13 protein-coding genes are annotated in these 13,682 nt (G+C 50.4%); 9 read left to right on the forward strand and 4 right to left on the reverse strand.

Annotated features, from left to right (window positions below; genetic code table 11):
- The first annotated feature begins 249 nt into the window (after nt 1-249).
- Entirely contained in the window at nt 250-1,500 is a 1,251-nt protein-coding gene (locus tag GI364_RS08075; RefSeq protein WP_198853115.1) for a glycosyltransferase family 2 protein, read from the forward strand.
- Nucleotides 1,501-1,704: 204 nt separating this feature from the next.
- On the opposite strand, the gene GI364_RS08080 is transcribed toward GI364_RS08075, so the two are convergent.
- The gene (locus GI364_RS08080; protein WP_198853116.1) at nt 1,705-2,013 is read right to left on the reverse strand and encodes a YunC family protein; all 309 of its coding nucleotides are present in this window, start codon (nt 2,011-2,013) and stop codon (nt 1,705-1,707) included.
- A 154-nt stretch (nt 2,014-2,167) separates the two neighbouring features.
- On the opposite strand from GI364_RS08080, the gene GI364_RS08085 reads away from it, so the two are divergent.
- A complete protein-coding gene (locus GI364_RS08085) occupies nt 2,168-2,656 on the forward strand; it encodes a divergent PAP2 family protein (protein ID WP_198853117.1) in 489 nt (162 codons plus the stop codon).
- Between the two features lie 628 nt (nt 2,657-3,284).
- Complete coding sequence (locus GI364_RS08095; RefSeq protein WP_198853119.1) at nt 3,285-3,770, forward strand: NUDIX domain-containing protein; 486 nt, start codon at nt 3,285-3,287, stop codon at nt 3,768-3,770.
- A 28-nt stretch (nt 3,771-3,798) separates the two neighbouring features.
- Here GI364_RS08095 and GI364_RS08100 read toward each other — a convergent pair whose 3' ends face one another.
- Both GI364_RS08100 and GI364_RS08105 read right to left on the reverse strand, forming a co-directional pair.
- Nucleotides 3,799-4,665 carry a 2-oxoacid:ferredoxin oxidoreductase subunit beta gene (locus GI364_RS08100; protein WP_198853120.1) on the reverse strand — a complete coding sequence of 289 codons (867 nt, stop codon included), beginning with the start codon at nt 4,663-4,665 and terminating at the stop codon, nt 3,799-3,801.
- A gap of 2 nt (nt 4,666-4,667) precedes the next feature.
- Nucleotides 4,668-6,404 (reverse strand): 2-oxoacid:acceptor oxidoreductase subunit alpha, encoded by a 1,737-nt coding sequence (locus GI364_RS08105; protein WP_198853121.1) that lies wholly within the window; start codon nt 6,402-6,404, stop codon nt 4,668-4,670.
- Between the two features lie 244 nt (nt 6,405-6,648).
- Between GI364_RS08105 and GI364_RS08110 the strand changes: the two genes are divergently transcribed.
- Nucleotides 6,649-7,086, forward strand: a complete 438-nt coding sequence (locus GI364_RS08110; protein WP_198853122.1) for a DUF86 domain-containing protein — start codon at nt 6,649-6,651, stop codon at nt 7,084-7,086.
- A 52-nt stretch (nt 7,087-7,138) separates the two neighbouring features.
- Here GI364_RS08110 and GI364_RS08115 read toward each other — a convergent pair whose 3' ends face one another.
- Nucleotides 7,139-7,660: a 3D domain-containing protein gene (locus GI364_RS08115; protein WP_198853123.1), complete on the reverse strand. Its 522-nt coding sequence runs from the start codon at nt 7,658-7,660 to the stop codon at nt 7,139-7,141.
- A gap of 277 nt (nt 7,661-7,937) precedes the next feature.
- Here GI364_RS08115 and GI364_RS08120 point away from each other — a divergent pair, with 277 nt between their 5' ends.
- The 5 genes from GI364_RS08120 to GI364_RS08140 all read left to right on the forward strand — a co-directional run bounded on the left by GI364_RS08120 (nt 7,938) and on the right by GI364_RS08140 (nt 13,653).
- A complete protein-coding gene (locus tag GI364_RS08120; protein WP_198853124.1) occupies nt 7,938-8,912 on the forward strand; it encodes an ABC transporter ATP-binding protein in 975 nt (324 codons plus the stop codon).
- Nucleotides 8,912-9,883 carry an ABC transporter ATP-binding protein gene (locus tag GI364_RS08125; RefSeq protein WP_198853125.1) on the forward strand — a complete coding sequence of 324 codons (972 nt, stop codon included), beginning with the start codon at nt 8,912-8,914 and terminating at the stop codon, nt 9,881-9,883. The genes GI364_RS08120 and GI364_RS08125 overlap by 1 nt, the downstream gene beginning before the upstream one ends.
- 26 nt (nt 9,884-9,909) lie before the next feature.
- A complete protein-coding gene (locus tag GI364_RS08130; protein WP_198853126.1) occupies nt 9,910-10,824 on the forward strand; it encodes an ABC transporter permease in 915 nt (304 codons plus the stop codon).
- Between the two features lie 22 nt (nt 10,825-10,846).
- Nucleotides 10,847-11,767, forward strand: coding sequence for an ABC transporter permease (locus GI364_RS08135; RefSeq protein ID WP_198853127.1), 921 nt, complete (start codon nt 10,847-10,849; stop codon nt 11,765-11,767).
- Between the two features lie 206 nt (nt 11,768-11,973).
- A complete protein-coding gene (locus GI364_RS08140; protein WP_198853128.1) occupies nt 11,974-13,653 on the forward strand; it encodes an ABC transporter substrate-binding protein in 1,680 nt (559 codons plus the stop codon).
- Nucleotides 13,654-13,682: the final 29 nt, after the last annotated feature.

The raw sequence follows: 13,682 nt of genomic DNA on the forward strand, positions 1-13,682 counted from the left end.
ATGTGTATACTGAAGTCTCGCTGACCGATATTTGCAGGTTTGCTTTACCGAGTATACCAAGTTTTACTCGACAGGACGAGGTTTTTTGTTCAACTAAGGGCAATTTCTGAATATACAATTTTCGACAGAATTTTGCATTGACAGGAAATCGCTCGAAGTGCACAATCTTACTGATATACTGACGGAACTGAGCGATTGTCGGTTTTTTTGCAGCGGCCAATTATGGCCAGAAAGCAGAGGGGTTATAAAATGTCCCTAATATTTCACATGGTTTTTACCATTTTATATTCAATTTTGGAGATCTTCACTGGTATTATCGGCGTATATCAAATCATTATGTCACTCTTTGGGATTTGGCACCGCAGGGAGAAAATTGTCCATTCTGCGAACAAATCTTTTGCTGTAATTGTACCGGCGCATAACGAAGAAGTCGTTGTGGGCCCTTTGATTGACAGTCTTGTGACGCAAAAATACCCGAAACACCTTTATGATGTTCACGTTATTGCTGACCACTGTACGGACCACACGGAGCAAGTGGCTGCCCGGCACGGGGCAATGGTTCATGTGCGTGAGAATCAGGAGCAGAGAGGAAAAGGCTTTGCGATTGAATGGATGCTGGACCGTCTCTGGGAAACAGGGAAGCACTATGATGCAGTGGTCATGTTCGATGCGGACAACCTTGTTGCACCGGACTTCCTGGCACGCATGAATGACAAGCTGTCTGAGGGACACAAGGTGGTTCAAGGCTATCTGGGTGTTAAAAATGCGTTTGACACATGGGTCAGTGTTTCAATGGGAATTTCCTACTGGTTTAGCAATCGGATGTGGCAGAATGCGAGAGAAAACCTGAATTTGTCCAGTTCTCTTGGCGGCACCGGGCTGTGCATCGACATGGATCTCTTGCATGAGATGGGTTGGGGAGCAACGGGTCTAACGGAGGATCTCGAATTTGGAGTGCGCTGTGTGGAACGCGGGATTATACCTGTGTGGGCCCATGACGCTAAGGTTTATGATGAGAAGCCTACCAGTTTGTTACCTTCCATGCGTCAACGTCTGCGGTGGATGCAGGGGCATTTTCACTGTGCCAGAAAGCACATGTTTCCGCTCATCGGATCAGGCATAAAGGAACGAAACTTTGTTAAACTGGATGCTGGCATCTACTTGTTCCAGCCCATGCGCTTTCTCATTCTGTTTCTGACATCTCTCATGATGTTGCTTCAACTCTCTGTTCCGCAAAGCACAATGGCTTCCCATTTGACGAATTTGTTGCCGACGCAGTTTTGGGTCGCTGTTAACATTTTCTTGTACCTGCAAATGCCGTTGGCCCTGTTACTGGAACGGGTGAATTGGCGCGCGTATTTTGGGTTGATTTTACTCCCATTTTTTCTCTGGACTTGGGGACCTGTGGTTTTCCAGGCGTACTTTACGAAAGCCAACAGAAAATGGGCTCATACTGTGCATAAGCGATCCATTCACTTAGACCAAATTCATGGTCGCTAGGTCAACAGCACAGGTTCGCACCTGTTAACGAAATCTGCAGTCACCAAACTGCAGACGCAATGTGAGACACGAGATGTGTAACACGAGATGTGAGACAAGTTAACGCGCGCAAGACATGCGCGCGTTAACTGCAGTTTCGAAAGACAGACGCACCAGAAACTGACGGGGTATGAGGACCGTTGGTTAGCCGTTTTCAGTGTTGCTTTACTGTTGTTTCATTGCGAGGAGCGCGTCACGAATTGACATTCCTGGCTGTATTCCCAGTTTTTCTGCAGACTGGGTGCAGGATTCAACCGTTCCATCTAAAAGCTCAGACAAGTTCTTTACTCCCACGGCACGGGCCGCAACGATATTGCGATGAGCCAACTTGTCTCGAAGCAGTTGTATGTCTAGGGCACCGCACATGACGTAGCCTTCATCACACTGCACCATGGCAAGATGGGTTTGGGGTAATTCGACTTCAACCGAAACAAAGGTGTATCCATCCAGTTCCAAGGGGGCCACTCGAACCACGCGGATCGCTCCTTTCAGTATTAAGTAAAACCACACTTCAGCATATGTCTTGCGGGTGATATCGTGATCACGGTAGAGATTGTTTTTGGTATGATAGTGTGTGGGACGGCGGTTGGGAGAACAGGAGCGAAACCGGAATCGCGGAGGATCGTTCATGAAGACTGATATGTATCATTTTATACTCGGATTATGGCAAAATGCACCACTGATGGCGGCGTTCACGGCGATCTTACTGGCTCAGATCAGCAAGGTTCCGATTGAATACGCTATGAACCATCGCTGGGACTTACACAAGGTGATTGACGCAGGAGGCATGCCCAGTTCACACGCAGCAGGTGTCAGTGCACTGACTATCAGCCTGGCGTACGTAGTGGGTCCAGATTCACCCGTGTTCGCGACAGCCGTGGTGTTTACTGCGATTGTTCTTTACGATGCGGGCGGCATTCGCAGGCACGCAGGAGAGCACGCCGTGTTATTAAACAGATTGGCCGTTGAACTGATGGAATCCGACATCTCAATGGAAGGTTCTTCGGCAAATGAAGGTGAACGACTGAAGGAAATCCTGGGTCATGAGCCTCAAGAAGTGCTGGTGGGAGCAATCATCGGCGTCATTATTGGAGCAGTATTCGGGAAATGGTGGTAAGCGAGGGACCAAAAAGGGGCTGGCTGTCCTGGACATTGAGCCCCTTTTTGTGCCGAACATTTGCTGAGTCATATGATGTGACATGATGCGTTCTCGTACAGCGTTCAAGCTGTTAGTCTGTGTTGGGTTCGATGAGGGATTCCTCACGTCTGATTTTATCGACAAGAGCCTTGAGAGCCGCTTCGGCTGTACCGAGTTCTTTGGTTCCAAACACCATTACTCGCTCTGTATCACGCGGCACAGCAATGGCGTAAAAAGTCCCGTCTTGATTTTCGTGTAGTTCAACATCGAAAGCATAATTGGCGGTTACATATTCAAAGTACTCTTTTCTGCGCAGAAAACACCCGTCTGGCAGTTTTACATTGTGAAATGCTGAAGCCTCCATGTGCAGACAACTCCTAGTCCATTAAAATCTCCATACGTTTTCAACGATGCCTTATCCATTGCATTGTCATTGTAACACAGGCTTTTTTCGCTGGGTGGGGCTGTCAGAAGTGAATCGGGTCGGAAGTGGGTCAGGAGAGACTCCGGTCAGAAGTGAGTCGGGCCAGAAGTGAGTAGGTTCAGAAGTGAATTTGGTGAGAGTTGAAACAGACGCTCACTGTTGCAGCTGTGGGAGGAACCAGTCGTGAGTTATTGGAAGGAAGTTACGGAAATACACCGCAATCAGGAGACTGCAAGAAATCCGCAGTCTGTCCTTGTATTTGCATTCACCAAAGCTGGGCAGCTGCTATGGGTCTTGCATCCGATACGAGGCTGGGAAGTCCCAGGAGGAAAGATTGAGCCGTCTGAGACACCTGTGGAGGCTGTTCAGCGTGAAGTCTGGGAAGAAGCCGGGGCAGAGCTGGAGAATCTTCATTGGATGGCCGAATATGAGATTCAGCTGGCGCCGTCAGTCCAGAGTTGTAAGTGGGTATACTTCGCTGATGTCGTAAGTGTTTCATCCCGTCCAAGCACGTCCGAAATCCTGGACGTCCGGATGGGTCCACCCCTGTCACCGGAAGACATTTTAGCGAACAAAACGTACAGCCCCGTTGTGAAAGATACGGTTTATCGAAGCCTCTGGCCTGATGTCCTCCACAAGAGCAGAAGTATTCAAAAAGGCAGCCCGTAATGAACGGGCTGCCAGCTCCTGCACAAAATTACGCGAATTGCTTAACCGCTTTGTCAAACAGTTCACTGTCTAACTGCAGGTTGTGATGCACGATGGGCTCTTTGGTATAGCCAGGAATCTGTTCCTGATAAGAGACGCGAGTCTCATCACGATAAATCAACCCTGTGGCAAGACCGTTGGTCTCGATGACTGTTCTCATGGCCAGTGCCCTGTCGGTCGGGTCGTAGTCGCCTCGTTGTTCCAGGTTCACCACATTCTCACGGTACCAGTCGTAGGTGTTCACCTTGTTGTAGGTGACGCAAGGACTGAAAACATTAATGAGTGAGAAGCCGTCGTACTCAATGCCTTGTTCAATTAACGATACCAACTGCTTTACGTCGCTGGAAAAACCTTGGGCTAAAAAGCCAATGCCTGCACCAAGGGCTACTTGAGTCGGAATCAAGGCGTTCTCAATGTTCCCCTTAGGTGTTGTTTTGGCAGTGAAGCCATGTGCACTTGTGGGAGAATGCTGGCCTTTCGTCAGACCGTAAATCTGGTTGTCCATAACAATATAGGTGATATTGACGTTCCTGCGGACAGCGTGCATGAAATGGTTCAGACCAATGCCAAAGCCGTCTCCGTCACCGCCGGATGCAATGACTGTTGCATCGCGGTTCGCAAGCTTCACGCCTTGCGCAGTCGGCAAGGAGCGTCCGTGAACGCCGTGAAAACCATAGCTGTTAATGTAACCTGAAATGCGGCCGGAGCAACCGATTCCTGAAATCACGGCTACTTCGTGCGGCTCTTTTCCCAAATTGGCCAAGGCCCGTTGAATCGACGCCTGGACGGAGAAATCGCCGCAGCCGGGGCACCAGTTCGGACGCACATCGTTGCGGAAATCTTTTACCGTTGCCATTTTTACACCAACCCTTTGCAGTAGTTATAAATGTCCACCGGAAGGAACGCGGTACCATCGTATTTTAGCAGGCTTGAGACATCTTCGTGGTGCTTCACATCGAAGAAGGCCATCAGCCGCTTCACCTGAGCAGTTCCGTTGTTTTCGACAACTACGACTTTCTTTGCGCCCTTCATTGCCTCATTCAACTGTTGTACAGGGAACGGGAGCAAGGCATGAAGTTGTGCATGAGCCACTTTCATACCGTCTTTTCTCATCAAACTCATGGACTCTGAAATTGCACCTGTGTTCGCTCCGATACCAATGACCAGAACGTCAGGATTTTCGTCGCCGGTACGCACAACAGAGTTTTCAATTTCCACACCCTCAAGTTTGCGCAGCCGCTTATCCATCATCTTTTGCCGATTAGCCGGGTTTTCGAAAGGACGTCCGTTTTCCATGTGTTCAACACCAGTCACATGGTGAACGCCGCCTTTGGCGCCTGGGAACGCACGCTTGGATACACCTGACTCTGTAATTTCATAACGCTTGAACTCGCCGCTTTGACGTTCGCCTTCGTCGTTGAAGTCTGACTCTGTCGCAATGAGTCCTCGGTCTATTGTAATATCCTCAAGTTTCAGGACATCTGTCGTCTGTTTACTAAGAGACAACTGCAGGTCTGTCATGACGATAACGGGGCACTGGTATTTTTCAGCCAGGTTGAAGGCTTCTCCCACAGAGGTATAACATTCTTCCGGAGTAGATGGTGTGAGCACAATTTTTGGAATCTCACCATGTGTCCCAAAGAGGGCTGCGAGGAAGTCTGACTGTTCCTGCTTTGTCGGAAGGCCTGTGGAAGGTCCGCCGCGCTGCGTGTCGATAATGACGACAGGGGTTTCAGTCATACCGGAGAGGCCGATGGCTTCCATCATCAGTGCGAGTCCTGGGCCGGATGTACAGGTGAATGCCCTGGCACCGCCGTAGGCTGCACCAATCGTCATTGTCATAGCGGCAATTTCGTCTTCCGTTTGTACAACCACACCGCCGACTTCAGGGAATTTCTTAATCAAGTACTCCATGACATCAGATGCCGGTGTGATGGGGTATGCAGGCATAACACGAGCGCCAGCTGCCAGCGCGCCCAATCCCAGAGCATCATTTCCCGTCATGAACAACCGGGGTGTGCCGTCAATTGGTTTGAGTGCAAATTCAGGGTCTGCTCCACCGAGTTCTGCCATGTAGTCGAAACCACGTTGAATGGCTTCCATGTTTTGATCGACAACTTTTTGTCCTTTTCTAAGGAACCGTTCTTCAACGACAGGTCTGAAGATATCGGTGCCAAGGCCAAGGACGCAAGCTGAAGCGCCGAGGGAAACCATATTTTTCATAATTGCGGACCCGCAATCTTCGGCAATCTTTGTCAAGGGCACTACGAACAATCGAGCGTGTTCCGGTGCAACGGGTTTGAATTTCTCGTCGGCAATGATGATTCCGCCTTCACGTACGTCGTCGCCGTTTAAGTCGATTGTCTCCTGATCGAATGCGAGCAGGACATCGGTATAGTCAGCAATGGCTCTGTGCTGATCAACACTGACGCGAACCTTGTCATTTGAATGTCCGCCTTTGATACGGGAGGAAAAGTGACGGAAAGAATACACATAGTAACCCTTTCGGTTCAAAGCAACCGCGAAGGTTTCACCTGTACTTTCAACGCCTTCTCCTTGCTGCCCGCCAACTTTCCATGAAAGTTGATCCAACATTGATTCTCCACTCCTCTGCAGAACTCTTGTGGTAAATAGCGCCTGCCAATATTTCTTGCACACAACGTATTCTATTACAATGTACACGTTTCAACAAAGAAAAAGCGATTCAATTTTGGCAATACCACAATCGCGCCCTGATATGATAAATTAATAGCTACCTGTAAGTTAGCGCATCAGAACGGGCATTCTTGCTAATGCGCAGGATGAATACTGAACTAAATGTAAGAAAGGCGATGCACACATGTTTGTCACAAATAGTATAAAGTCAGAGATTCAAAGTACGCTCAATATCATGCTTTCCCATGCAAGTATTTTGTACGAGTTGTCGAATCGACCAGCGGGGTGGTCTGATGACACACTCCTCCAATTGGCCGCAGAGAGAGCCTTTCATGTGGCGGTTGAATGTGCAACGGATGTTGGAAACGACATCATTGACGCTTTAGTGATGCGCGATGCCGGCGGCTACGGTGACATTATTAAGGTATTGGCCGAAGAAGGCGTAGTTCAACAGGACTGGATTCGCCAGTTCGCACCAGCCATCGATTTTCGTCAGCGTCTTGTGCGGGATTACAAAACAGTCAGCGCAGGCGACGTCGAAGACAATGTCGCGGCCTGTGCAGCACTGTTTGCTCCATACGCTGAAGCCATAAGGTCGTATCTGCAGTTGGACAACCCTTAATTGTCGTACACATGATTGTCGTACACATGATTGTTGTGCACATGGAAAACCGTCAGTCGTACAAAAAGACACTTATGTGCCGCCGCACCCCAAACTGAATGGCTTGTCCCTGAGATGCCAGCAGGACGTCGATATGCCGTCCCTTGACGGCACCGCCGGAGTCCTCTGCAACCCGCCAGCCAATGCCGCGGATGTAGAGCAGGCTGCCAATCGGAATGACACCGGGGTCAACGGCAACCGTTCGCCCAACGCGAGCATGCGTTCCACTGGCGGTGATGCCAAACCCTTTGCTCCCGGGAGCCTTACCCGTTGAGCGCCTGTCCAGCGAGTATGCGGTTAGTGTGAAATTATCCAGTGATGTGTGTTGAACGCGATCGACCGGCTGGTTTTGGATTTGCGCGAAGGCGCCGATGGCTTTGTTTGTGACACTCAACCAATGACTGCGCGGCGGAAAGTACTTGATATTGTCAGAATTAGCATAAACAACAGAACTGCTAGTAAATAAGCCAAAAAGTTGGGCGGCGAGAAACAGAGACAAACATTTTCCATAGAAAAAGCCTGTAGTTTCCTTCATAATAAGGTATGTTTCCACGCAAACCACAGTTTATGCAGGGAACTTCTGCGAACCGTGAATCACTCAAAAATTTGCTTAAAAATTCGGGTTTAACATAAACTCTGATGTAGATTCGCTTCACTACGCAACTGCTTTCTTGCTGGAGTAGGTGAGAATGTGCACACTACCTCTCACAGAATACTAAGGCAAGTCTGAATACAGTGCGTTAAGGGCTCCTCGTTTCATTTAAGAGGAGGATAGAAAAAGCTTTCGGAAACCATACTGAGAGGTGACAAATTTGCCGAACTTGCTTGACGTGAAAGACCTGCGGATTCAGTTTCGCATTGATGAGGAATACTACAGTGCTGTACAGGGTGTGGATTTTAGTATTAAAGAAGGAGAAACCCTGGGTCTTGTAGGGGAATCCGGTTGTGGAAAAAGTGTGACATCCATGTCGATTATGCGTCTTCTGCAACCACCCGCGAAAATTTCTGGAACCATTCAGTTTCGGGGAAAAGACCTGCTGAAAGCAACAGAGTCGCAAATGCAGGATATTCGTGGAAATGAAATCAGCATGATTTTTCAGGAACCTATGACTTCGTTGAATCCGGTGCATAAAATTGGCGGGCAAATCGGTGAGAGCCTGATGCTGCACAAGGGGATGTCGAAGAGACAAGCCCGCAGTGAAGCCATTCGACTGTTGAAGCAGGTGGGTATTCCGCGGCCGGAGCAGATTGTTGATGAGTATCCGCACCAGTTGTCCGGCGGGATGCGCCAGCGCGTGATGATTGCCATTGCGATGGCCTGTAACCCGGCGCTGCTGATTGCAGACGAGCCCACCACTGCCTTGGATGTGACCATTCAGGCGCAGATTCTCGACCTGATGCGGGATTTGGCGAAAGAGCGGAACATGGCTACCTTGTTGATTACCCATGACCTGGGCGTCGTGGCAGAAATGTGCGATCGCGTTGCCGTCATGTACGCCGGCCGCATCGTGGAACAGGGACCGGTCCGCAAAATTTTTAACAATCCGCAGCACCCCTATACCGTTGGTCTGATGCATTCGATTCCGAAGATTGTCGGTTCCAAGGACCGGCTCAGCCCCATTGAAGGGAATGTGCCGTCTCTGCGAAATATGCCAAAAGGCTGTCGGTTTGCACCCCGTTGTCCGCATGCCATGGAGGTCTGTCATCAGGACCCTCCGTTTTACGAGGTTGAAGAAGCACATAGATCCCGCTGTTGGCTTCATGCGGAGTTGGAGGAGGCAAAGTGATGGCAGAGCAACTGTTGCAGGTTCAGGATTTACGAAAATACTTTCCAATTAAAAAGGGTGTTTTGCAGCGCACGGTGGGTAATGTCAAAGCGGTAGATGGAATTTCCTTTGAAGTTCAAAAAGGGCAGACCCTGGGTGTGGTTGGTGAATCCGGCTGCGGCAAGTCCACCATGGGCCGCAGCATCCTCAGGCTGCTTGAACCGACCAGCGGCGTTGTGTCTTTTGAAGGCCAAAACGTAGTGAACATGTCGAAGAGTAAAATGCAGGCCATGCGCCGGGAAATGCAGATTGTGTTCCAGGACCCGTACGCATCGCTGAACCCGCGTTTCTCAGTGGCACAGACGCTGATGGAACCCATGGTGATTCACGGGCTGCATACACCCAAGCAACGGATGGAGCGTGTTCGCTCCTTGCTTGAACGCGTCGGGTTGGACGCCGAATATGCATCCCGCTATCCGCACGAGTTTTCCGGCGGTCAGCGGCAGCGGATTGGTATCGCTCGTGCGCTGGCGCTGAATCCAAAGCTGATTATTCTGGATGAGCCGGTTGCGGCACTGGATGTTTCCGTACAGTCGCAGGTCTTGAACCTGCTGGAAGACCTGCAGGATGAGTTCAATCTGACTTATATTTTTGTAGCTCATGATTTAAGTGTGGTTCGTCATATTTCCGATCGCGTTCTTGTCATGTACCTGGGCAAAATGGCCGAGCTGGCTGATTCAGAGGACCTGTTCTCAGAGCCCCTGCATCCGTATACCAGAGCACTCATGTCTGCGGTACCCGTGCCTGACCCAGATGCGAAACGCGAACGGATTATTCTCCAAGGGGACTTGCCAAGTCCGGCGAACCCGCCCAGTGGCTGCCCGTTTCACACGCGCTGTCCGGCGGCTATGGACATCTGCACAAAACAAGTGCCGGAGTGGAAAGAAGTCAAGAAAAATCACATGGTGGCGTGCCACCTGTATAACGAATAGCTGCCGGTTTGTAGGAGGGAACAGAGATGTCAGCAGTAGAACAGAGTGCAGGCACGATTTCAAACAGACTGACACAAAAGGCTTTTGGACAAAGGCTCTGGAAATCGATGAAGGACTTTCCTATGGTTTATGTCGGCGGTGGAATTATTGTCATACTGGTTCTCGTAGCTCTGCTCGCCCCGCTTCTGGAAACACATGATCCGAACCGTCAGTACACCAATATTGGGCTAACCATGCAGGGGTTGCCCGTAGCACCAAGCGGGCACTTCTGGTGGGGAACAGACAGCATGGGCAGAGACGTGTATTCCCGGGTGATTGCCGGCTCCAGGGTATCATTAATTGTCGGCGTTGCTTCAACCCTCATTAGCCTGGTCATCGGTACTCTGGTAGGACTGATGTCCGGCTTTTTCGGCGGTTGGGTGGACATGGTGTTAATGCGGCTCACCGACATTATTCTGGCGTTTCCGTTTTTGCTCTTTGCTTTGGCGCTTATCGCCGTTATGGGACCCAGTCTTTGGACCGTGTTGTTCGCACTTGGGGTGACGGCGTGGGGCGTCATGGCCAGGCTGGTTCGCGGTATGGTTTTGCAACTCAAGGAGTATGAATACGTTCAAGCAGAACGAGCCCTTGGTGCCTCCAAGTGGCGGATTATGATTCGAGTCATTTTACCCAACACATTTGGCCCGGTGATTGTCTTTTCAACGCTGCAGGTCGGTTTGAACATGCTGGCTTCAGCAGGCCTGAGCTACCTTGGCATTGGCATTCAGCCGCCTCAAGCCAGTTGGGGGAATATGATTGAGAACGGTATTCAAACCTATCAATTCGCTCCCTGGACGCTGTGGGCGCCTGGTCTCGCGCTGTTGATTGCCGTTCTGGCATTTAACATGTTGGGAGACGGGCTCAACGACCTCATGAATCCGCAAAACAGCAATCACGGCTAATCCAAGGAGGGAGTGAAGAGATATGTTTGGCTATGTTATCAGGCGTCTTGGCGGTGCAGTTGTCTCATTATGGGGCGTCACAGTCATTACGTTTATTATCGCCTATGCAGTCCCAGCCGATCCCGCACGGACCATTGCCGGACCGAAAGCACCCCCGTCTGTGATTCATCAGATTCGGGTGAATCTGGGCTTGAACCTGCCACTTCCGGTGCAGTACTGGCACTACCTGGTACGTCTGGTTCACGGAAACCTGGGTACGTCCTATGTGTATCACCTGCCGGTGGCACACATGATAATGCAGCGCGCTGGAGCCACCATTGAGTTGGCTTTCGGCTGCTGGATTGCAGAGTTGGTGATTGGTATTCCGCTGGGTATCTACACTGCACTCCACGCTCGAAAAATCAGTGACTACCTCGTGAGTGCCATTGCACTCATCGGCATCTCGCTGCCCGTCTTTTGGCTGGGTCTGGAGCTGATGTACTACTTTGCGTTTCAGCTCTCCTGGTTCCCGCTTGGAGGGTACGGGGGCATCCGGCATCTCATCCTGCCGTCCATTACTTACGGTATCACGGGCGCAGCTATCTACATTCGGCTCTTGAAAGCGCAGATGCTGGAAGTTCTGAATCAGGACTATACCAGAACAGCCCGGGCCAAAGGGGCTACAGACAGACGCGTCGTGTTGCGTCACGTGTTGCGCAACGCGTTGATTCCCGTCGTGACCTTCGGCGGAATTGACATCGGCTTTCTGCTGGCTGGTGTGGTTTTGATTGAAGCGACTTTCAACTGGAACGGTCTTGGTATGCTGGCCTATCAAGCCGTTCAGCAACTGGATATTCCTGTGATTATGGGAACCGTGATACTGATTGCCATGTTAGTTGTCCTGTTCAACCTCTTCGTGGACCTGCTTTACGGTGTGATTGACCCGAGAATTCGCTACGACTAATCCGCAAGAATTCAAATCCAATACTCACTAGGCTGTTTTAGGCAAACGAACCGTTGCTGGTCCGTTTGCCTTTTGCTTTTCACTGTACATCGCATGATGTGCCGCCGCTTTGGGCAACGTATACATACGAATTGCTTGTATTTCATGCGTGCAGATGTTGGATGACTGAATTCAATACGTTTTAGTTCAGAAGGGGGACAAACTGCATGGCGAAGAGCTGGAAAAAAGGTCTAGGGGCCGTCACCTCCATCAGCGCCCTTGGTCTCCTGCTCGCAGGTTGCGGAGCCGCGACAAACAACTCCACCACCACCGGCGGGACAAGCGGTAAGCCCAGTATGGGCGGAAGTATACTCTTGGATGAGACGCAAGGCTTAAAAGACCTTGACCCTGCGCTGTCTTACGACACACAGTCAGACGAAGTAGTAGAGCAACTGTATGATCAACTTGTCACCTATGCACCAGGCACCAACAGTGCCAAAATTGTGGGCATGGCGGCGAAGAAATGGTCTGTCTCCAAGGACGGAAAGACCTACACGTTCCACCTGCGCAGTGGCATGAAGTTTTGGAACAACAAGCCCGTCACAGCCCAATCATTCATCGCCGAATTTCAGCGTGTCGCTACCAAGAATCTCGGGTCCGGCGGCGAGTATTTCATCCACAATATTGTCGGTGAGCAACAGTTTTATAAGGGGCAGGCAAAAACCATTTCAGGTCTCACTGCACCGGATAAGCTGACCTTGAAAATTCAACTCACTGCGCCAAACCCCGCAGAGCTGAAAGTGCTCGCAATGCCGTTTTTCTCGGCAGTTGAGCCCTCGTATATCAGCCAGGTCGGAAATAAGGCGTTTGATTCCACAAAAGCCATGGGCAGCGGTGCATTCAAGCTTGGCAGCATCAACTCCAGTCAAGTTGTATTGAACCGAAACCCGAACTACTGGCTGAAAGACCAGTACGGAAATCAACTGCCCTACTTAAACCAGGTGACTATTCGCGTCAACAGTAATGCCCAGGTTGACGCACTGAACTTTCAAAAAGGAACAACAGCATGGCTCGGGATGCAGCAGACCATTCCGTCTTCAGCGTTCCCAGAATTTGAGGCAAAAGCAAATCTGAAGAAGGACCTGCAGAAAGTGTCCCAGAACTCCATCTTTTACTTGGGTCTCAACACCAAGATTGCACCCTTCAACAACAAAACTGTTCGGCAGGCCATGGAGTATGCCATTGACAAGAAAGCCATCATCAAGCTGTACAACGGCCGCGGCATTGTTGCCAATCAGCCGCTGCCTCCAAATATGCCCGGTTACATGAAGAGCTTGCCGAGCTCCATTCAGTACAGCTACAACCCGTCGAAGGCCAAAGCCTTGCTGAAGCAAGCCGGTGTGGACCCGACCAAAATCACTTTGAAGCTGTACTCTTCAAATCAACCCGACCAACTGAAGGAAGACCAGTCCATCCAGTCCAATCTTCAAGACCTTGGCTTTACGGTTCAGATTAAGTCAACGACATGGGGACCCTTCCTTGATGTGACGGAGAAGGGGACTGCGCAGATGTTCTGTACCGGCTGGTTCCAGGACTATCCCGATCCCGGTGATTTCATGTTCCTGTTCCAGACCGACCAGGCCCCGACAAACAATATGACCATGTACTCCAACAAGCAGGTTGACAGTTGGTTGAAGCAGGCCAATACAACCTCTGATAAGCAAAAACGATTGAACCTGTATGACAAGGCTACCGTGCAAGTCATGAAGGATGCACCGTGGGTACCGATTTACTATCCAGTCACCTATTATGCCATCCAACCTTGGGTACACGGCTGGTACGCACCATCAGCCCTCATGGACCCAATGGCCCGCGTCTGGATTGACAAAGGACACTCCGCTTCGTAAGGAGCAGCGGAAGCACAGAGCCTGGAGGT

The sequence above is a fragment of the Alicyclobacillus sp. SO9 genome (assembly GCF_016406125.1).
GTDB lineage: Bacteria > Bacillota > Bacilli > Alicyclobacillales > Alicyclobacillaceae > SO9.